The 19,902-nt window shown below is 64.8% G+C and carries 16 protein-coding genes; 8 read left to right on the top strand and 8 right to left on the bottom strand.

Annotated features, from left to right (window positions below):
• A partial coding sequence (locus VMS96_00905) for an SDR family oxidoreductase (GenBank protein HVP41955.1) occupies positions 1–441 on the bottom strand: 441 nt, incomplete at its 3' end.
• Between the two features lie 73 nt (positions 442–514).
• The gene (locus tag VMS96_00900) at positions 515–1,777 is read right to left on the bottom strand and encodes an MFS transporter (protein HVP41954.1); all 1,263 of its coding nucleotides are present in this window, start codon (positions 1,775–1,777) and stop codon (positions 515–517) included.
• A gap of 139 nt (positions 1,778–1,916) precedes the next feature.
• Between VMS96_00900 and VMS96_00895 the strand changes: the two genes are divergently transcribed.
• Both VMS96_00895 and VMS96_00890 read left to right on the top strand, forming a co-directional pair.
• Complete coding sequence (locus VMS96_00895) at positions 1,917–2,525, top strand: hypothetical protein (protein HVP41953.1); 609 nt, start codon at positions 1,917–1,919, stop codon at positions 2,523–2,525.
• 112 nt (positions 2,526–2,637) lie between these two features.
• Positions 2,638–3,768, top strand: coding sequence for a tetratricopeptide repeat protein (locus tag VMS96_00890; protein ID HVP41952.1), 1,131 nt, complete (start codon positions 2,638–2,640; stop codon positions 3,766–3,768).
• Between the two features lie 106 nt (positions 3,769–3,874).
• Here VMS96_00890 and VMS96_00885 read toward each other — a convergent pair whose 3' ends face one another.
• From VMS96_00885 to VMS96_00875, 3 genes are all read right to left on the bottom strand, one after another.
• Entirely contained in the window at positions 3,875–4,486 is a 612-nt protein-coding gene (locus tag VMS96_00885; GenBank protein ID HVP41951.1) for a hypothetical protein, read from the bottom strand.
• 19 nt (positions 4,487–4,505) lie between these two features.
• A complete protein-coding gene (locus tag VMS96_00880; protein HVP41950.1) occupies positions 4,506–6,380 on the bottom strand; it encodes an ATP-binding protein in 1,875 nt (624 codons plus the stop codon).
• 131 nt (positions 6,381–6,511) lie between these two features.
• Entirely contained in the window at positions 6,512–7,912 is a 1,401-nt protein-coding gene (locus VMS96_00875; GenBank protein ID HVP41949.1) for a sigma-54 dependent transcriptional regulator, read from the bottom strand.
• Positions 7,913–8,306: 394 nt separating this feature from the next.
• Between VMS96_00875 and VMS96_00870 the strand changes: the two genes are divergently transcribed.
• The 5 genes from VMS96_00870 (at position 8,307) to VMS96_00850 (ending at position 15,171) form a co-directional block, all read left to right on the top strand.
• Complete coding sequence (locus tag VMS96_00870; protein ID HVP41948.1) at positions 8,307–9,839, top strand: hypothetical protein; 1,533 nt, start codon at positions 8,307–8,309, stop codon at positions 9,837–9,839.
• Positions 9,840–9,984: 145 nt separating this feature from the next.
• Positions 9,985–11,988: a hypothetical protein gene (locus VMS96_00865; protein HVP41947.1), complete on the top strand. Its 2,004-nt coding sequence runs from the start codon at positions 9,985–9,987 to the stop codon at positions 11,986–11,988.
• Between the two features lie 198 nt (positions 11,989–12,186).
• Complete coding sequence (locus tag VMS96_00860) at positions 12,187–12,864, top strand: hypothetical protein (GenBank protein HVP41946.1); 678 nt, start codon at positions 12,187–12,189, stop codon at positions 12,862–12,864.
• Between the two features lie 323 nt (positions 12,865–13,187).
• Positions 13,188–14,582: a sigma-54 dependent transcriptional regulator gene (locus VMS96_00855; protein ID HVP41945.1), complete on the top strand. Its 1,395-nt coding sequence runs from the start codon at positions 13,188–13,190 to the stop codon at positions 14,580–14,582.
• A 100-nt stretch (positions 14,583–14,682) separates the two neighbouring features.
• A complete protein-coding gene (locus VMS96_00850; GenBank protein ID HVP41944.1) occupies positions 14,683–15,171 on the top strand; it encodes a hypothetical protein in 489 nt (162 codons plus the stop codon).
• Positions 15,172–15,186: 15 nt separating this feature from the next.
• On the opposite strand, the gene VMS96_00845 is transcribed toward VMS96_00850, so the two are convergent.
• Positions 15,187–17,454: a DUF5916 domain-containing protein gene (locus VMS96_00845; protein HVP41943.1), complete on the bottom strand. Its 2,268-nt coding sequence runs from the start codon at positions 17,452–17,454 to the stop codon at positions 15,187–15,189.
• A 96-nt stretch (positions 17,455–17,550) separates the two neighbouring features.
• Between VMS96_00845 and VMS96_00840 the strand changes: the two genes are divergently transcribed.
• Entirely contained in the window at positions 17,551–17,775 is a 225-nt protein-coding gene (locus VMS96_00840) for a CDGSH iron-sulfur domain-containing protein (GenBank protein ID HVP41942.1), read from the top strand.
• Between the two features lie 17 nt (positions 17,776–17,792).
• Here VMS96_00840 and VMS96_00835 read toward each other — a convergent pair whose 3' ends face one another.
• Together VMS96_00835 and VMS96_00830 are read right to left on the bottom strand one after the other, a co-directional pair.
• On the bottom strand, positions 17,793–18,308 hold the full coding sequence (locus VMS96_00835) for a DinB family protein (GenBank protein HVP41941.1): 516 nt from the start codon (positions 18,306–18,308) through the stop codon (positions 17,793–17,795).
• Positions 18,309–18,426: 118 nt separating this feature from the next.
• Positions 18,427–19,665 (bottom strand): VWA domain-containing protein, encoded by a 1,239-nt coding sequence (locus VMS96_00830; protein ID HVP41940.1) that lies wholly within the window; start codon positions 19,663–19,665, stop codon positions 18,427–18,429.
• Positions 19,666–19,902 lie beyond the last annotated feature (237 nt).

Raw genomic sequence — 19,902 nt, 5'->3', positions numbered from 1 at the left:
CGCTCCGTAGTAAGTCAGGGTGATGACGCTGCCTCCGTCTTCCATCAGCGGGGCGGCGGCGCGGGTGACGGCGATGAGCGAGTACACGCTGATGTCGTGGGCCACCCGGAAGCCTTCGCGGCTGGTGTTGATGAAGTCTCCCTTGAGCTCCTCGGCGGGCGCGTAGGCGACGCTGTGGACCAGAGTGTGCAGCTTGCCGTAACGCGACTTCAACTGCTCGAACAGGCGGGCGATCTCCTCGTCCTTGGAGACGTCGCACATGAAAGCCTCGGCTCCGGGCAGCGACTGGATGAGGTCCTTGGCCTCCTGCTCCAGGCGCTCGTTCTGGTAGGTGATGGCGAGGCGGGCGCCGGCGGCCTGAAGCTTCTGCGCAATGGCCCAGGCGATGGAGCGCTTGTTGGCGACGCCGAAGACTATGGCGGTGCGGCCTTGCAAGGACATGCGATCTCCCGTGAGACGAAAAAGAATAACAGAAGAGAAGTACCCAGTACTCAGTACCAAGTACCAAGTTGCGTCAAGTCGCCTCGGCGGATTCCGGCACCGGCTCGGCCGGGGCCTCCTGCGCCTTCGCCACCGGCCAGGCGGAGGTCAGGGCGGCAACGGCGTACATCAATCCGATGATGGCGAAGCCCAGCGCCAGGGAGAGGTGGTGAGCGACCGCGCCCACGGCGATGCAGGTGATCAATTGCAGCAGCGTGCCCAGGAAGTAGAAGGTGTTCTGCACCCGTCCCATGAAGTGTTTGGGGACCATCTCCATCATGCTGGAGGAGATGCCGACGCCACCGATGCCGCGGCCCGATCCCATGACGATGTAGCACAACACGGCCAGCGGCAGGACGCGGGAGTGCGGCGCCAGCGTCAGGCTAATCGCCAGGACGGCCATGGCGAAAGTGACGGCGCGGCGGCCGCGCAGGTAGCGGATGACCAGGGACGCGTACAGGGCGCTGCTGAAGGCCCCGATCGCCCATCCCATGTTCAGCCAGCCATACCCCTGGGCGCCGCCGTGCAGGATGCGGTCACTGAGCGGCGCGGTAACCACGCCCTGGGTCAGCATGCCGGCGATGAACAACGCCCACGCGATGCCCAGCAGGACCACCGAGCGCCGCCCATGCAGGTACTTGAGCCCGGCGCGCAGTTCGTGCAGAAACTGGCCCCAGGAGCCTTCGGCCACCCCGGGCGGCAGATCACGTTGGGCGACCGTCACTCTGCCTTTGCGGACCGCGAGGTAGCAGAGGAAGGAGATCACATAGGTCGCGACATCGACGGCAAGGATGCCGCTCAGATGGATGTGCTCGTACACGAAGCCAACCAGGGCGCCGGCGATCATCCATCCGCCCTGCAGCCCGGCGAGCAGCATGGTGTTGGCGCCGACGAATTCCTCCTCCGGCGACAGTTCCTGGATGAGGGCGGTGATGGTAGGCCAGAACATCCAGAAGCCCGCGGCCACCAGCACGCCCATGGCGTAGAGCTGCCACACCTGCACGCGATGGGTGAAGGCGAGCACGGCGACGATGGCGATCACCACCCCGCGGCCGGCGTCGAGCAGCATGACCAGGCGGCGCCGGTCCTCGCGGTCGATGATGACCCCGGTGAAGGGAAGCATGAGCATGGCGGGGACGGTCTGCAGCACCACCAGCAGGCTCAGGCTCATCTCGGAATGAGTGGCCTGCAGGATGTACCAGGTGACGGCGGCGGTGTTCATGCCGCTGCCTACCATGGAGATCAGGTTGGCGACAAAGATGAGTCTCAAACCGCGATGTTGGAGCGCCCGCCGCATCTGGGTTCAATCTACTCGAAAAAGCAGCGGCACGGAAACTGACAATGCACCGGCGGGCGTGTCCTTCGGTTTGCGGGAGCAGCACGATTTCCGCCGATCCGGCGCTCAAGTAGCCGGATAATAGAGGCGTGGGGTCACGATGAGGACCGGTCCGATCACCGCCCTGGTGTGTGCCGGCGCCCTGTGCGTCGCGGCAGGGCCTCCGCGCCAGCCCATGCCGAGCGCGTACTTCGAGGGCCAGGTGGTCAACCTCACCTTCGAGCGTCCCGCCCGGGGGCAGCGCACCCTGGATTTCGGGCCCTGGCAACTGGGCATCTCGACCCGCAACGAGCGCCCGCGCGACCGGCGGCTCAACCTCTATGTCGTGGTCCCCGGGACGCAGCACCATGCCGAGGGCTGGGAGGGCTACGACCACAACATGATCGTCAACGCCGTGCCGGAGAGCGATGGCCCGGTGGAGTGGGACGTGTACTGGGTGCTGGTGCTCGACCCGCATCTGCGCCAGGACCTGCGCAGCGAGCGCGAGCTCCTGCTCCTGGCCCAGGGCCACTTCCTCCCCGGAGACCTGTTCGAATTCGACGACATCCCCGCGCGCGCTGTGTTGCACGACCATCTGCATATCGACACCCTCCCGGGGCTGTCGCCCTTCCGTCATAAAGATGGCAGCTTGCCACGCATCGTGGTGATGCCGGCGGGCGGCGTGGCGCGCATCCGGGTGGAATCTCCAGCCGCCGTCCCCGGCAAGTAGCCGTTTCGGCTGCTTCTTGGAACCTCTCAGGCGACCGGCGAGTTGCGCCGAGCGTAGCTTGGGGCTACGATTCGCGCCAGGGCACTTTGGGCAACGTGCCACGAGGTGCGTCATGAAGAACCGGTTCCTGGCAATCATCCTTGTTGCCGTCTCTACGGCGCCGGCGGCGGCGCAGGTGCAAAGCATCCTCATCGAGGCGGGCACGCCCGAAGATGCCGCCATCCAGGCCATCACGAAAGAGTCCGATGATGCCAAGCGGCTGGCAATGTGGGAGGAGTTCGTCGCCAAGTACGCCTCCAGCCCGGCCGCAGTGGCCTATGGCGATTCGCAGATCGCGCAGCACTATCTATCGGCCGGCGATGCCGCCAAGGCGTTGGCCTACGGCGACAAGGCCATGGCCGCGGTGCCGAACAATCTCGACATCCTGATGTCGCAGACCATGGCGGCGCAGCAGTTGAAGGACAACGGCAAGATCATGGGTTACGCCTCGCTGGGCGGCAAGGCGATCAACGGGATCAAGAAGGCGCCGGCCCCGCCGGGAGTGGAGGCCGCGGATTGGGCGGCCAAACTGGAAGGGCAGCGCCAGCAGGTGCAGCAGCAGTTCGAGTTCTTCGATGGCGCGGCCTTCAACGCTGTGGCTGCGGAACAGAACGCCAAGAAGCGGGTCGAGTACGCCCAGAAGTACGACGAATCGTTCTCCGACGGCCGCTACATTGACCAGGTGCATCAGTTGGCCATCACGGGGCTGCTGCAGGCCCAGGATTTCACCGCTCTCGCCAAGTACGGGGAGGCGGCGCTGGCCGCCAGTCCGAACAACGTCGCCACCCTATCGCTGCTCGCTTATGCGCTGGCCGAGGACCCGAATCCCAGGAACCCTTACCTGGCAAGGGCCATGGAACATGCGCGCAAGGCGGTGGGATTGGGCAAGGCGGATGCGCCTGAGGCCGATCGCACCATCAAGCTGTCGGTCGGGCTGGCGCATGAGGCGCTGGGCTACGCCCTGATGAAACAGGACAAGACCGCCGCGGCCATCTCTGAGTTCAAGAGCGCCAGCGACCTGCTGAAGGACGATCCGGGATCGCAGGAAGTCGTGCTTTTCCGCCTGGGCTATGCCTACGCCAAGCTCAAGCGCTATGCCGAGGCCAGGGAAGCGCTGAACGCGACCATCGCGCTCAAGGGCCCCTTCGAGAAGCAGGCCCGGGACGTGTTGGCCAAGGTGAACGCGGCGGGGACGGCGCGCTGAGAAGAAGTACGCAGTACTCAGTACCCAGTACTCAGTGGGATGTGTGAAACTGCGAAGGAAACTGAGTACCGAGTACTGAGTACGTGATCACCGGGTCGCATCCTTACTATTTCTTCACCAATTCATCGGAGAGCAGGTGGGCCTTGAGGGCCAGGTTGCGGGCCCGCACCAAGTCCTGCTGAGAGGTGGCGTTGCGCGACTGTTCCATGTAGTCCTTGATCTGCGCCACCATGGCCTGCTCGTCGGCGGTAAGCGTGCGTCTCAGGTCGCGCAGGTTGGCCTCGGTGGACTCCAGCAGCTGGGCGGTGGTCAGGCGCTGGTGGGTGGCGTCGTCGTGGGCGATCGGGGTCGAGATTTGCCCCGCTGAGTCGCGGCTGCTGCCTTCCGAGATCACGATCCTTGGAGGCTTGACCGCAGCCTGCTGCTGCGGCTTCTCTTCCGGCTTGGCGGGCGCCGGGGGCGCCGGCTTGGCGGCAGCGTGATTCGGTTTCGGCTTGGGCTTCGGCTTGGGTGGTGGGGCCTCGGCCGGCTTGGGCTCTTCTTGGGGCGGGGCGGCAGGTGGCGGTTGTTCTTGCGGCGGGGTTTCCGGCGCGGGCGCAGGCGCTTGCGCGCTGGGCTGCGGCACCGGTGGCTTCTTCTTCTTGAACCAGCAGCCGGTGAGCCCGAGCAGCGAGCTCGAGAGCAGAACGACGAAGACGAAGTGCAGCGCGCGTTTCACTGATGACAGCTTACTCGTCTCAGGGCTGTGCCGCCAATTCTGCCGGCGGCTGTTCGTGGGCCGCGGCCAGCGGCAGGTGTAAGCGGAAGGTGGTGCCTTCGCCGTCGCGGCTCTCGAATTCGACGGAGCCGTTGTGCAACTGCATCACCCGATAGGTCATGGCCAGGCCGATCCCGCTGCCGGCCTTCTTGGTCGTGAAATAAAGGTTGAAGATCTTGTCGCGGATGTCCGGGGGGATGCCGCCGCCCTGGTCGCGCACCTCGATCCACGCCTCGGGATCGTGGCGTCCGACGGACACGGTGAGGCTCCCGCCGCGGGGCATCGCCTGCACCCCGTTGATGACGATGTTGAGCACCGCCTGCTTCAGCAGGTCGGCATCGACCTTGACGGGCAGCGGCCCGCCGGCGAGGTTGCGCTCGATGGCCACGCCCAGCCGTTCGGCCTCGGGGGCGGCCAGCATCAGAACGTCGTCCACGATGCGGCGCAAGTCGTGGTCGGCCAAACGCAATTCCACCGGCCGGGTGAAGTCCACCAGGGTCTGCACCACGCGGTCCAGGCGCTGGATCTCGGCGCCGATGACGTCCATGTGGCGCTGGGTGTCGGGATCCACCGCGTGCAGCTTCTGCCGCAGCACCTCGAGGTGCACCACGATGGCGTTGATCGGGTTCTTGACCTCGTGGGCCACCCCGGAGGTCAGCCGCCCGATGGCGGCCAGGCGCCGGGAAAGCTCGATCTCGTCCTCGATACGCCGCACCGACTCGGCATCGCGCAAGGTGATCAGCGCTCCGATGCGCTCGCCGTTCTCCTCGATGAAGTCCACCGAGACCTGTACCCGCCGGCCTTCTTCGGTGTCCACTTCGCAGACGCCGACGTCCTGCCGAAGCTGGAAGGCGTCGCGGACGATCCGGCCCAGCCGGGTGTTCTCGTCGAAGATCTCGCGGACGTCATGGCCCAGCATCTGGTGGCGCGGCTGGCCGAGAAAACGCTCCACGGCAGCGCTCACCAGCACCGCCCGCCAGTCGCGGGTGAACAGCATCAAGCCGTCTTCCAGGTTGGCCATGATCTGGTCAAGGTTCTCCTTCAAGGCGGAGAAGACCTCCTTGACGTCGCGCACCTGCTGGCCGAGCCGGTCGATCTTGTTGGTGACCACGCCGTACTCGTCGCTGCGCGCGCTCTCCTTCTCCGGCACCGGCTGGCCGGCGGTCAGCAGGTCGAGCCGCCGGTTGATGGCTTCCAGCGGCTTCAGCGCCAGGTTCGAGAGTCCGGCGGCCAGCGCCAGGGAGACCAGGATAGCCAGCCCGGAGAACAGCACCGCGCTGGTCAACTGCGGTTGCAGGGTGTTCTTCAGGAAGACCGTCGAGATGCCGACGCGGATGGCGCCGAACGGCTGCCCGTCGCGTTCCAGCGGGATGCGGATCTCGAAGACCCGTGCCGGGCCGAAGACCATGCCGACCTGCTGGCGGATGCTGCCGTTGCGCACGACCGCGAAATCATCGCGCTCCGGCACCAGCTTGCCGGTCTTGTCGGCGTCGGTGTGCAAGAGCGCGCGCCCCCGCGGGTCCACGATGGCCACGTCGTAGATGGTGGGCGAATAACCCACGATGGATTGCAGCAGGGAATTGAGGCCCGGATCGGTGGTCAGCACCTCTTCGATGGCGGCGCGCAGCCCGGCCGGATCGGAGAGGTCGGCCTTGGTGCTGCTGAGGTCCACCTCCAAGGCCTGGCGGGTGGCGTGGAAGACCTCGTGTCCCACGAACTGGGCGCTCTGGTACACCTCTTCCACCCGCTGGCGCACCAGGTGGGAGAGGTAGATGCTGGACAGGACGGCCACCAGCGCCATCACCATCAGGGTGATGGCCAGCACCAGTTTCGTCTTCAGGTGAATGCGGGCCATGAAAAGCAGTCGCCAGTCGCCGGTCGCCAGTCCTCAGTCGTCTTCCCCAACCCTTCGCCAAGAGCGCCGAGAGGTGGGCCACCGCGAACTGTGGGCTATGAACTATGCACTATGCACTATGAACTATGAGTCTACGTGCCGCTGCCGGCGGCTACCCCGTTGGTCACCGTGCTGCCGTACTCCTTCAGCTTGTTGTGCAAGGTCTTGAGGCTGATGCCCAGGATCTCCGCCGCCCGGGTCTTGTTGTTATTGGTAGCCTCCAGGGTCTTGAGGATCAAGGCCTTCTCCGCTTCTTCCACAGTGGTGCCCACGCTGACGCGCACCGCGTTCGCTTCGGCCACCGGCGGCCTGGGCAGCAGGCTGCCGAACCCCGGAGGCAGATGCTTCTGCTCCACCGCGGCGCCCTCGCAGACGATCACGGCGCGCTCCAGGGTGTTGCGGAGTTCACGCACATTCCCCGGCCAGCCGTACTTGAGGAAAAGCTCCATCACCGGCTCGCTGACCCTGGCGACCTGGCGCCCATGCTTGGCGTTGACTTCGGCGAGCAGCGCCTCGACCAGTTGCGGCAAGTCCTCCTTGTGTTCGCGCAGCGCCGGCATGTGGATGTTGAAGACGTTGAGGCGGTAGTAGACGTCATTACGCAGTTCGCCCTTGGCGACGGCCTCTTCCGGGACCTTATTGGTGGCGGCCAGCACTCGCACGTCCACTTCCGTCTCCACCTTGCTGCCCAGGCGGCGGAGCTTGCGGTCCTCGAGCACGCGCAGCAACTTGGCCTGCGTGCCCACCGGCATTTCCCCGATCTCGTCCAGCAGGAGCGTGCCTTCCTCGGCGAGTTCGAAGCAGCCGGCGCGGCGCTCCAGGGCGCCGGTGAAGGCGCCTTTTTCATGGCCGAAGATCTCGCTCTCGATCAGGGTCTCAGGGATGGCGGAGCAGTTGATGGCCACGAACGGCTTGCTTTTGCGCGGACTCAGATTATGGATGGTGCGGGCCACCAGCTCTTTGCCGGTGCCGCTCTCGCCGGTGATGAGCACCGAGGCGGTGCTCGGGGCCACCATCTCGACCAGGCGGAAGATCTCCTGCATCTTCTTCGAGGAGCCCACCAGCGAGCCCAGAGTGCCGGTGTCGCGCAGCTTGCGGCGCGTGACCTCCAGCTCGACCTCGGTCTCGTGCTGCCGGGTGGCGTTCTCCAGCAGGTTGCGCAGCCGCGCCGGATGGATGGGTTTCTCGATGTAGCTGTAGGCGCCGAGTTGTCCGGCCTGGAAGCCGACCTCGCCCGACCCCTGGGCCGTGACCACGATGGCCATGATGGGCACGGGCAATTCGGCCAGCCGCTGCAGCAACTCGATGCCGTCCATCCGCGGCATCTTGATGTCGGTGATCACCACTGCCGGCGACCAGGCCGCCGCTTTTTCCAGGGCCTCCAGCCCGTCGCGGGCAGTCTCCGTCCGATAGCCCCAGGTCCCGACCATTTCGGCCAAGCCGGTGCGGGCGTTGTCCTCGTCCTCGACGATCAGTACCTTTTCCTGGCTCATCTCGCTCGATTCATTATGCCTTACAGGGTGCGGGCCGGCGCTTGAGACCATCGCTCGGAATCTCCTTCTTGTGATGCCGGCACCAGGTCTGAGGTCACTTGCATCGAACAACATGCCGCTCGGTCAAGGCAAGGGGGCAGTGCACTTTCGTAATCGGCGCAACCCAGGTTTATCAATCAGTAATCGGCCGCCCGGCCCCCTCCGACACGAGATCGCCGAAGTTCCTTTGCTAGCGCGAGATGCGGCTCCCGCTTCCTTTCGCTCCGGCTGCCAAAGCTGTTACAATTCGCAGCTTGCGGCCGGGGTCCGTCTCCTTCTGTGCCGCTTCGGCCGCATTTTCGGTTGCGCGTGACAGTCCCGCAAGAGTTCAGTTTTGATACCGGAGGAAGCACCCATGCTGATCCGTCGTTTACTGTTGGCATTTTGTTCGATCGCGCTTTTTTCATTGGGAGCTGCGGCGCAAGACCAGTCGCCGCCTAAAGTCGAGATCTTCGCAGGCTATTCTTACCTTCACCCCGGGTCCGCCAATGCTCCCGACGAGAGCATTCCTGCGGGCTGGGGCACGAACGTGACTTACAACTTCACCCCCCACTTCGGGTTCGGGGCCGATTTCGGCGGGCATTACTCCGACACTTCCAATATCAGCACCATCCTGTTCGGGCCGAAATTCACCCTGCTTAACGGCGAGCATGCCCGGCCGTTCGTGCACGCGCTGTTCGGCCTGGCGCGCGTTTCCCCGTCCGGGCTGAGCGCCGACAACAGCGTCGGGCTGGCCCTGGGCGGCGGTCTTGACCTGAAGGTCCACCGTAACATCGCCATCCGCCTCATCGAAGCGGATTGGGTCCGTGCCGAGCCTGATTTCCTTTCGGAGGCGGTGAACGCGGCGCGGGTCCGCACCGGCCTGGTGTTCCTGCTGGGCGGCGGGCCGCCTCCGGCTCCGCCCACCGCGGCTTGCTCGGTGCAGCCCACGGAGGTGTTCGCCGGTGAAGGCGTGCGCGCGACCGTGACCCCTGGCGGCTTCAATCCCAAGCACCCGGTGGACATCGCCTGGACGGCCAGCGGCGGCCTGAAGGTCGCGGGCAAGGAGACCGCCAACATCGACACCAAAGGCCTGAACCCCGGCAGCTACACCCTGACGGCGAAGGTCACCGACACCAAGAACCCGAAGGCGACGGCGAGCTGCAACACCAGCTTCCGGGTGAAGGAACGGCCGAAGAATCCTCCGCAGGTTGCCTGCTCGGCGAACCCGAGCACGGTGCAGTCGGGGACGCCTTCGACCATCTCCTGCTCGTGCAGCAGCCCGGACAACAGCGCCGACTACCCGGTGACGGCGAGCATCACCAACTGGTCGTCGAGCGCGGGCCGGGTGTCGGGCAGCGGCAACAGCGCGACCCTGGACACCGCGGGCGCATCCCCCGGTCCCATCACGGTGACCGCGACTTGTACCGACAGCCGCAACCTGTCGAGCAATGGCACGGCCAATGTGAACGTCGAGAATCCGCCGCCGCCGCCCGAGGCCAGCAAGCTCAACGAGTGCAGCTACACCAACAAAGCCAAGCCGGCGCGCGTGGACAACGCCTGCAAGGCCGCACTCGACGATTACGCCCTGCGCCTGCAGCGCGATGCCGACGCCAAGGGCGTCATCGTCGGCAACAAGACCGCCAAGGAGAAGGTCAAGAACCTGGCCGGGCAGCGTGCCGCCAACGTCAAGGAGTACATGACGAAGGAGAAGGGCATCGATCCGGCGCGGCTCGAGACCCGTTCCGGCAGCGCGGATGCCGCCAGCACCGAGCAGTGGATCGTGCCTGCGGGCGCCACCTTCAAGCAGGCTGGCACCGAGCCGGTGATGGAGAAGCCGACTGCCCCTGCCAAGAAGGCCAAGACGACCGCGAAGAAGCCCGCGGCTGCGGCCCCGAAAAAGCAGTAACTCCTTTGTTTTCTGGCCGGTGGGTCCACACCCACCGGCCATTCTCATTTCGGCCTTCGGTAACTTGCCGGGTCTGGCGGCTGGGGGCAAAGTTAGCTCCGGCAATGACATCAAATCCCACTACTCTGGCCGGAATGGATTTTGTATGATTCTTCGGTTTGCCATGCGCTTTCGCACCATCATGGTGGTGGCAGTCCTGGTGGCCGCAGCGGTGTGCTGCAGCCAGGCCGCGAGCTGGCGCGCCTTAGGTCCGGATGGCGGCGATGTCCGCAGCCTGACCTACGATCCGCGCAACCCCGACCGCATCCTCCTGGGCACCAGTTCTGGCAAGCTGTTCGTCTCCAGCGATAACGGCGCCAGCTGGTCGCGTTTCGCCCACCTGGGCGACGGCGACGACCTGGTGCTCGACCATGTGATCTTCGACCCCGTGCATCGGGGAACCATCTACGTGGCCGCGTGGAGCGTGGAGAGCGGCGAGCGCGGCGAACTGTTCCGCAGCCGCGACGATGGGCGCACCTGGGAGACGATTCCGGCGATGCATGGCAAGAGCATCCGTGCCTTCGCCCTGGCCGCCGGGCATCCGGAAATCATGGTGGCGGGGGCGCTGGACGGCGTCTTCCGCAGTGACGACGCCGGCCAGACGTGGCGCAAGATCACGCCCAACGGGCACAGCGAGTTGAAGAACTTCGAGTCGGTGGCGATCGATCCGGCCGATCCGGCCGTCATCTACGCTGGCACCTGGCACCTGCCCTGGAAGACCAGCAACGGCGGAGCCACCTGGAGCAACATCAAGAAGGGCATCATCGACGATTCCGACGTCTTCTCCATCATCATCGATCCGCAGCAGCCCGCGGTGGTATATGCCAGCGCCTGTTCGGGGATCTACAAGAGCGAGAACGGCGGCGAGCTGTTCCACAAGATCCAGGGGATCCCATTCTCGGCGCGGCGCACCCGCGTCCTCAAGCAGGACCCCAATGACCGCAATGTGGTGTATGCCGGAACGACCGAAGGCCTGTGGAAGACGGTGGACGCGGGCAAGACCTGGAAACGGGTGAGCGCGCCCAACATCATCGTCAATGACGTGCTGGTCGATCCGCGGCGTCCGGCGCGGGTCCTGCTGGCTACCGACCGCAGCGGCGTGCTGGCCAGCGACAATGCGGCGCAGACCTTCTTGGCCTCCAACCGCGGCTTCGCCCATCGCCAGGTTGCGGCCCTGCTGCTCGATCGCAGCGACAGCCAGACGGTCTACGCCGGCTTGCTGAATGACAAGGAGTTCGGCGGGGTCTTCCTTTCCCATGACGGGGGCGAGAGCTGGCAGCAGGCCAGCGACGGCCTGGCCGGACGCGACGTCTTCGCCCTGCGCCAGGCGGACGACGGTTCGTTGCTAGCCGGGACCAATGCCGGCATCTTCCAGTGGGAGCGCACAACGCGCAACTGGCGCCCGGCCAATGTCGCGGTCACGGAGAAGGTGGTGGTCACGCCCGCGCGCAAAGGGATGAAGTCGAGCGTCAGCAAGCAGACGCTGGTCTTTGACCTGAAGGCGCGTGTCGCGGCCCTGGAACTCGCTCCGAGCAAGTGGTTCGCGGCGACTTCCGTGGGCCTGTTCAGCAGCACCGATCGCGGCCAGAGCTGGCACGGCGGCCCGGTGCAGGGCAGCCAGAACTTCGTCTCGGTCGCGGTGCGCGGCAACATGGTAGCCGCGGCCACCGCCCGCAGCGTGGTGGTCTCCCTGGACCACGGCTCCCACTGGTACACGGCGAAGGTCCCCGGATATGTCACTCAGATCCGCGGCATCACGCTGGATGGTGACGCCCACCTGTGGCTGGCTTCGCGCGAGGGAGCGTTCCGCAGCGACGACGGGGGCGACACCTGGGAGCACGTCATGGCCGGGCTGCCCCCCAAGGACGTGCATGCGATGATCTACGACGCCGAGGGTTCACGGTTGCTGGCCACGGCCACCGGACGCTCCTTCGAGAGCCGGGATGGCGGCCGCACCTGGCATGGCTTCGGGGAGCCGGGCTATTTCCTGCGCGCCCTGGCCATGGGCTGGGGTCGGGTACTGGGCGCCACCGACTTCGACGGGGTGATTGCGCCGCAAGAATCCATCGGTGCCGTACGCGAGAGCGGCGCCGGCGGCTCGAGCGAATAGACCTTCTTCATTTGTGCCTCTCCTGTAGGACGTCCTCTCAGAAGGGACGTCCTTTTTTTTCTGTGCCTTCGATGGTGCCCGAAGACGAGAAAAAATTACACGCCCGCAAATCGGGCAGCAGCTCCAATCTATTGAAAATACGGGAGATAGAATGGCACTTGCCGTGCGCTTCCCAGTCGTGAAGTCGCAGGAGGTACTATGAAACGCACGACCCTCATGATGACACTGCCTATGCTGGTGCTGCTGATGGCGCTGGCCAGCGGCTGCGGCAACCGCGTCGCAGACAATCCCCAAGCCGCAGACCCCGAAGGCAACCAGCTTCCGTTCGACCAGCAGGCCAAGAAGGGGCTCTTCTCCCATCCGGATCCGCTAGTGGTGCCAGCCGGAACACCGGTGACGGTGAGCCTGTCGCAGCGGATCTCAAGCGAGACGGCGCAATCGGGCGATGGCTTTGATGCCGTGCTGGAAGAGCCGCTGGTCGTGAATGGACAGGCGGTGGCGCCCAAGGGAGCGGCGGTGAAAGGCCACGTGCTGGCCGCCCGCAAGTCAGGACACATGAGCAACTCCGGATACCTGCGCATCGGGCTGAGCGAGATCGAGGTAGATGGCAAGATGGTCCCGGTGCAGACCTCCAGCATCTTTGTGCAGGGCGGAGCGCATAAGAAGCGCAACCTGGCGCTGATCGGCGGAGGCGCGGGGGCGGGCACGCTCATCGGCGCGCTGGCCGGCGGCGGCAAGGGCGCGCTGATCGGCGGACTGGTGGGTGCGGGCGCCGGCACCGGCGCCGCCTACGCCACCGGCAAGAAGGACGTCGGCTTCAATGCGGAGCGACGCCTGACCTTCCGCCTGACCCAGCCGCTGACCGCAAGAGGATAGTGGCTGGTAGCTAGTAGTAAGGAGTGGCCTGCAGGGATGCAGGCCATTTCTTTTTGGGAACATCGGTCCGGGGTGTTTCCCGATCCTGCACATCCTTTCCCGCTGCTGTCCCGCTAATTCCCGTATTTGCAACGTGTACCGAAATGGCCGCCGATGTGCAAAATGAATTCTGTTTCACGTAGAACAATATCTTAAAGCTATAAGTGGGCCGAGCAAAGAGCGGATTCGGGCCTCCAGATTTTGGTGTCAATGTCACTGAATCGGGAAGGCGGTTCGTGGTACTAGGGGTTCTGCGTGAAAGTGTGCTCGCGGAGGTACCCGGTATGGCCACAGTGGAATCGATGCCGGAAGTCCAAGAAGGGCGCAACGAACTCTTGAACATCCTGATCGTGGACGATGCGCGCGCGGTGCGGGAGGGCTGCAAGGAGGTGGCGCAGTCCCTGGGCATGAGCACGTTCGTGGCGGAGCACGCCGAGGTCGCCTTCCGGGTGCTGGAGGGACAAGCCATCGACGTGGTGCTGCTGGACCTGCCCCCAGGCCACAGCGGCCTTGAACTCCTGCAGGAGGTCAAACGCCGGCGTGGGGACGCGGAGGTCATCGTGATGAGCAGCCACGCCACGGTGCAGGCCGCGGTGCAGGCGATGAAGATCGGGGCGTACGACTACGTCCCCAAGCCGTTCAACCTGGAAGAGCTCAGGCTGCTGCTGCAACGGGTGGCGGAGCATCTGCGCTTGACCACGGAGAACCGCCTGCTGCGGGAGAAGGTGCGCTCGCGGATGGGGTTCTGCAACATCGTGGGCCATGCTCCGGAGATGGAGCGCCTGTACCGCATGATCGCCAAGGTAGCGCGCAGCACGCACCCGGTGCTGATCATCGGCGAGAGCGGCACCGGCAAGGAGATGGTGGCGCGCTCCATCCACTGCGCCGGCCCCTTCCGCGACAAGCCGTTCCTGCCCGTGGATTGCGGTTCCCTGGTGCCCACCCTGATCGAGAGCGAGCTGTTCGGCTACGTGAAGGGAGCATTCACCGGGGCGGTGCGCTCGAAGGACGGGTTGCTGGCCACGGCGGAGGGCGGGACCGTGTTCCTGGACGAGATCGGGGAGTTGCCGGTGGACCTGCAGGCCAAGCTGCTGCGGGCGTTGCAGGAAAAAGAGATCCGGCCGGTGGGCAGCACCCGCCGGATCCCCATCAACGTGCGCGTGCTGGCGGCCAGCAACCGCAACCTGGAGCAGGCGGTGGAAGAAGGAAAGTTCCGCAAGGACCTGTATTTCCGGCTGAACGTAGTGGCGTTGAAGCTGCCGCCGCTACGCGAGCGCAAGCAGGACATCCCGCTGCTGGTCGCTCACTTCCTGGAGAAGCTGGCTGGCCCCGCAGGCAAGACCCGCACCATCAGTGACGAGGCCTTGAAACTGATGCTGGCCTACGACTGGCCGGGCAATGTCCGGGAACTGGAGAACGCGCTGGAGCGCGCCAGCGCCCTGACCACCGGCCCGGTGATCCAGGGCGCAGACCTGCCCACCACCATTCAGAACTGCCAGGCACAACCAGGGTTGCCGATCACCTCGGGAAAGATCATCCCGATGGCGGAGCTGGAGAAGCAGGCCATCCTGAACACCATCGCGCAGTTGAACGGGGACAAGCTGATGGCCGCACGTCTGCTGGGCATCGGCAAGACGACGCTGTACCGCAAGCTGAAGGAATACGCCTCCCGACAGTGAACCCGGGGGCCCGCCGGATGCCAGTCCGGGAAGGGCCCCCCGTCTAATCCCTGTATTTTCAACGGATGTTTCTGGAACCGCACTTGCACCTGCCTTGGGCATGGTGCTACTGGTGGGTTCATTCGGGCGCATCCCGGAATGCGGAGAGGCGATCCGCCGGTTGACGGGCGAGGCGGTGGGCTGGGCCCGCGATCTGGGTCAAGGAATGGATGAGTTGCGGCGGGCAGAGTTCGCGGCAGTGGTCGTGGACCAGCACCTGTGGGACATGGAGCCGCGCCTGGCCGACAGCGCCGTCCAAGCGTGCGGCACGGCAGTCCTGGTGCTGATCAGCCCGGCGGTGTCGAGCGCGGAGCGAGTGGCGCGGGAGGTCAGCGGTGCGTTGCGGAGGCGGGAAGGAGAGCTGCGGCGGGCGCGCGCAGACGCCGAAGCCAGTCTGCGCACCGAGTTGAACGAGGCCGTGACCGGCATCCTGCTCTCCTCGGAGCTGGCCCTGGCAAGTCCCGGCATGCCCGGGGCGGCCGCCAACAAGATCCGCTCGGTCTATGAGCTGGCGATGAGCATCCGGGAGAGGCTGGAGGCCAAGACTTAGGGCAGAGAATCCGCCCTAGAAGCTGAACAGGTAGGAGACCTTCAAGAAGACCACGTTGCCCAGGTCGGCGGGATCCAGCGGCGTGTGGCGCTGCCGGTTATAGCCCAGGTAGGCGGCGCTGCGCGCCGTGAAATCGTAGGCCAAAATGGAATTCACGCTCAGATTGTGTCCATGCTTGTCACCGCCGTACTGGGCCAGGACCCGCCCGCGCAGCCTGGGAGTGACCTGGTAGGTCCAGCGGGAGATGAGGAAGCGGCGGTCCTGGAAGTAGGCGTGGTCGCGCAGGTACTCGCGGGCGTTGACCGCAGTCAGTTCTACGCGGTGATGCTCGCCGATGCGCGCGTTCACTGAAACGTCCACCCGTTTCTGATATCCGAAGAAGTTCTCTCCGAACTGCACCAGGCCGGAAGTCGTGTACTGAATGCTGCCGCTATAGGGGCGGTTGGTGTTGGTGGAGAGGATGAACTGCCAGAAGGGCTCGACGTACACGCGGGTGCAGGCCAGATTGTCGGGGCAGGCTTGGCGAGTGAAGCCGGGGTTGAACAGATAAAAGCGGGTCCGGTCGTAGGAATAGCGAGTCTCGAAATTCCAGAAATTCTTGAATTGGACGCGGATGTCAGCATCGGCGCCGGCGTCCTCGAGTTCGCCGCGGGTGCCGTTGCTCTCGTCGTAGTTCAGTTGGGCAAAGATCTGGCGGATGCCGTAGCGGTTGATGAACGGCTTGTAGGCGACGCCGGCCAGGCCGGACCAGCGGTCCACCTCGGGTTCGAAGCCGGTGCTGCGGATGTCGAAGTCGCGGCCCAGGTACTTGCCCCCGACGTTCAGCGTCCAAAGCTCGGAATCGTAGCGGAATTGCGAGATGCCACCGAGGTGCTGCCCGGTGAAGCCGGGATGGGTGGTGTTCTGGTTGACGACGACCTGGGAGAGCCAGGTGATGTGCTGCCCGGAGAGAATGTTAAGGTCCAGGCCGTTGGTGGACTCGCTCTGGCTGGTCACGTTTCCGTAGTAGTCGCGGGTCACGCCTCGTTGGAGGCGGGTGGCGGAGATGAGGCCGATGCTGGACTTCTGCAGGATGTCGTGTTGCACCCGCACCACAGCGAACAGAGAGGCCGGCGCAATGACACGGAAGCCGGATGTGGGATCGATCAGATCCGTGCGCTGGGTCACAGCCTCGAGGGCCCCGATGATCCAAGGGCCAGTCTTGCCGGTCACTTTCGCTCCTTCCAGGATGCGCTGCGGCTCGCCGTCGGGCAGCACCGAGCCCACCCGCCGGGTGAAGAAAATGCCCAGCGGGGTGGCGAAGTAGTTGGCGCCTTCGGTGAAGAACTTGCGCTTCTCGGGGAAGAAGATCTCGTAACGGGAGACCTGGGAGGTGAACTCGTCGGCCTCGGTGTCGGCGAAGTCGGGGTTGGCGGTGAAGCTGAGAGTGAGGTTCTGGGTGACGCCATAGCGGACGTCCAGGCCGCCATTTCCGGTGGCGCCGGAGTGCTGTGGCATCCACTCCGCCTTGCGATAACGGGTGGATACGAAAGGGATGAGCTCCAGGTTGCGGCCGACCTTGATGTTCTCCAGCCCGGTGAGATCGCCGGCCTTGGAGGGCCGGGCAGTGCCGTCATAACGGGACACCGGCACCCACCAGGATCTCTCGTTGTTGCGGATGAGGTCCCGGCCCAGGTTCAGGCCCCAGATCTGGGTGGAAGCGCGGTGGACGCGGATGGACTTGAAAGGGATGGCGATCTCGGCCGACCAGCCCCAGGATTCGACCGAGGTGGCGCTCTCCCAGATGCCGTCCCAGGTGGCGTCGTAGTAGGCGCCGAAGCCGCCTCCCTGGCCGGATTCTCTGGCGGTAGCGTCGTACTGGCTGTTGCGGGAGTTCAGGGAGAAGAAGTATCCGGTGCGGCGGTCGTGGAAGGTGTCGATAAAGATATTCACCGAATCGGAGTTGGTGAAGGCGTCGTGGCCGCCGTAGCGATGGATCATCTTCTCCGGCTGGGAGTCGTAGCAGCGGAAGCCGAAGTAGATCTTCTCGTCGTCGTAGAAGATGAAGGCCTCGGTCTTCTCGCTAGCGGAAGCACCCAGGTCAGGGTCGGTCTGAGTGAAGTCGGTGATGGGGGTGAGCCGGCTCCAGACCGGCTCGTCGAGCTTGCCGTCGATATGGACGGTGGCCTGGATCTTGGGGATGCGGATGGTCTTGCCGCCAGCGGAAATGGCGATCTCCTGCGCGGGAAGTGCCAGGGCGCAGGCGAGGGCCAAGAAAGCGGAAGTGGCGAGGCCGCGCGGCAACGCAGGATTATAGCCGCGGCCCGGGGTCAATGTGCGCGGCTTTGACCGCCGAAATGGTATCCTGCTCGCCGCTGGAATCGAGCTTCGGAGGAGAGAATGGCGATCAAGATCACTGCCAAGAAGAATGGTCCCTTCCGCGTCGAGGGGGCCGAAGGCGAAGCGATGTTGCTCGACTACGAAGGTAACCAGTACGACCTAACGGGCAAGCCGGTGTTCGCCCTTTGCCGTTGCGGTCACTCCAGCAACAAGCCGTTCTGCGATGGGACCCATGGCAAAGTAGGCTTCCAGGCCGAGGAAACGGCGCCCAAGAAGCCGGCCTAGCTTCCGTCGCGAAGCAATCACGCTGTAGCGGCGGCCTTCTGCGCGACCTCGCGCACCTGCTCCGAGGTCATGCCGTAGAGCGGCGGCACCGCCACCCCCAGCATGCCGAGATAGACGTACATCTCGCCGCGGTGGTGCGCCTCATGCTCGATCATCGAGCGAAGCATCTTCCACATGGTGATGGTGGAGCCGTCGGCGGCAAAGATCTTCTTCTTCAAGTCCTCGTCGGTGATCTTCGAGAAGATAGCCATGGATTCGGCGTGCATGCGTTCCATGAAGCGGAGCACGTTCTCGAAGCCGTCGGCCAGGTCGCGGCCGCAGCCGGGATAGCTGTTCTTACCGCCCTTCACGCTCTCCGCGAACAAGTAGCGCTCGGTCACCGCGATGTGCCGCGCCAGGTCGCCGAGCGTGAACTTGCCCTCGCGGTAGGTCCAATCGAGCTTTTCCGGCGGGATGCACTTCACCAGGCGCATGGTGCGCTCGCGCACGCGTTCGAAATAGTCGAGAAAGGGCTGAATGGTGGTGATTTCCATGGCGACAGTGTACTTCGAGCTGGTGTCATCCCGAGCGGGCTTCAGCCGCGAGGGACCTGCTGCCGCGACAGAAAGCAGGTCCCTCACGCCTAAAGGCGTTCGGGATGACACTGGGTTGTTAGTGGATGGTCTTGGTTTTCCGGCTCATGTAATCCATCAGCAGGTACTGGCCGAGGGTGTAGGGCGTGGTGAAGTAGGCCTTGCCGCGGCACATCTCGGTGACCTTCTGCACGAACTGCACCAGGCCGTGATCGGAGGCCAGCATGAAAGTATTGATCAGGACCCCGGCGCGCTTGCACTTGGCCACTTCTTCCAGCGTCTGGCTGACCACCAGCGGGTCCAGGCCGAAAGCGTTCTTGTAGATGCGGCCGTCTTCGAGGGTGAGGGCCGAGGGCTTGCCGTCGGTGATCATGACGATCTGCTTCATGTCCTTGCGCTGGCGTTGCAGGATGCGCTGCGCCAGCCGCAGGCCCTCGCGGGTGTTGGTGTAGTAGGGGCCGACCTTCACCCGCGCCAGTTGCGCCAGCGGCACCTCTTCCGCCGAGTCGTGGAAGAGGATCAGCGAGAGGGAATCGCCCGGGTACTGGGTGCGGATCAGGTGAGAGAGCGCCATGGCGACCTTTTTCGCCGGCGTGAAGCGGTCTTCGCCGTACAGGATCATGGAGTGCGAGCAGTCGAGCATGAGCACGGTGGCGCACGACGATTGGTACTCGCACTGGTGGACCTGGAGGTCGGCGTACTCGATGTTCAGCGGCAGGGCCAGGCCTTCGCGCTGGATGGCGCTGGAGAGAGTGGCGGTGATGTCGAGGTTCAAGGTGTCGCCGAACTCGTACTGCTTGGCGGAGCCGCTGGCCTCGATGCCGGTGGCCAGGTCGCGGGTGTCGTGGCGCCCGAAGCTCGACTTGCCAAGGGACCCGAGCAAGTCGCGCAGGGTCTTGAAGCCCAGGAAGTCGAGGCTCTTGTCGGTGACCTCGAAGCGCGCCTGCGACTCGTTGCGGCCCACCTGCCCGCCGACGCTCGACTGCTTGGCCGGATCGTGCGGCTGGTCGATGGAGATGTAGTCTTCCTGCTCCATCCGCTCGATGAGCTGCTCGATGAGCTCGTCGAGAGTGCCGTCCATCTGCATCTGCTGCAGGCGGTCGCGCACCTCCTCATCGAAGAGTTCGCCGTTCAGCAGCGCCTGCTCGATGGCCTGCTTCAGCTCTTCGAGCGACTGCTCGTTCATCTCGTAGAACTGCGCGTAAGGGTTCTGGAAACCGCTGTTCAGCAGGTAGTCGGAGAGGGCGTTGAGCAGGTCCTCCATGCTCATCTCGGAGGCGGGGTCGCCGACGTATTTGCTGTATTTGACGAACTTCACGAGATCCTTCCCCCTCGCTGCGCTCGGCGTCAGGATGACCGCGGCGGGCTCACCGTTTCGCTACGCTCAACGTCACGCCCGCCAAACGCGGTCAGTTGTATGGCCTGCGGTTGCGGAACGGCCTTTCCTCGTCACGCTCCCGGACCGGCCGCGATTCGGCGCGGTTCGCGTGTCTCTCGCCGGCACTGAACACGCGTTCTTCGCTGCGTCCGATGCGCTTGTGGGCGTAGAGCCCTT

The sequence above is a fragment of the Terriglobales bacterium genome (assembly GCA_035543055.1).
Classification (GTDB): domain Bacteria; phylum Acidobacteriota; class Terriglobia; order Terriglobales; family Acidobacteriaceae; genus JAIQFD01.
Note: the sequence above shows the minus strand (reverse complement) of the source record. Positions and strands in the feature narration are given on the sequence as shown.

What these genes read in the sequence shown, in the direction of transcription:
- VMS96_00860 (HVP41946.1), top strand. Translation starts at nt 12,187, where the DNA reads ATGAAACGCACGACCCTCATGATGACACTGCCTATGCTGGTGCTGCTG.
- VMS96_00875 (HVP41949.1), bottom strand. Translation starts at nt 7,912, where the DNA reads ATGAGCCAGGAAAAGGTACTGATCGTCGAGGACGAGGACAACGCCCGC.
- VMS96_00865 (HVP41947.1), top strand. Translation starts at nt 9,985, where the DNA reads ATGATTCTTCGGTTTGCCATGCGCTTTCGCACCATCATGGTGGTGGCA.
- VMS96_00900 (HVP41954.1), bottom strand. Translation starts at nt 1,777, where the DNA reads ATGCGGCGGGCGCTCCAACATCGCGGTTTGAGACTCATCTTTGTCGCC.
- VMS96_00835 (HVP41941.1), bottom strand. Translation starts at nt 18,308, where the DNA reads ATGGAAATCACCACCATTCAGCCCTTTCTCGACTATTTCGAACGCGTG.
- VMS96_00880 (HVP41950.1), bottom strand. Translation starts at nt 6,380, where the DNA reads ATGGCCCGCATTCACCTGAAGACGAAACTGGTGCTGGCCATCACCCTG.
- VMS96_00855 (HVP41945.1), top strand. Translation starts at nt 13,188, where the DNA reads ATGGCCACAGTGGAATCGATGCCGGAAGTCCAAGAAGGGCGCAACGAA.
- VMS96_00850 (HVP41944.1), top strand. Translation starts at nt 14,683, where the DNA reads ATGGTGCTACTGGTGGGTTCATTCGGGCGCATCCCGGAATGCGGAGAG.
- VMS96_00895 (HVP41953.1), top strand. Translation starts at nt 1,917, where the DNA reads ATGAGGACCGGTCCGATCACCGCCCTGGTGTGTGCCGGCGCCCTGTGC.
- VMS96_00890 (HVP41952.1), top strand. Translation starts at nt 2,638, where the DNA reads ATGAAGAACCGGTTCCTGGCAATCATCCTTGTTGCCGTCTCTACGGCG.
- VMS96_00840 (HVP41942.1), top strand. Translation starts at nt 17,551, where the DNA reads ATGGCGATCAAGATCACTGCCAAGAAGAATGGTCCCTTCCGCGTCGAG.
- VMS96_00870 (HVP41948.1), top strand. Translation starts at nt 8,307, where the DNA reads ATGCTGATCCGTCGTTTACTGTTGGCATTTTGTTCGATCGCGCTTTTT.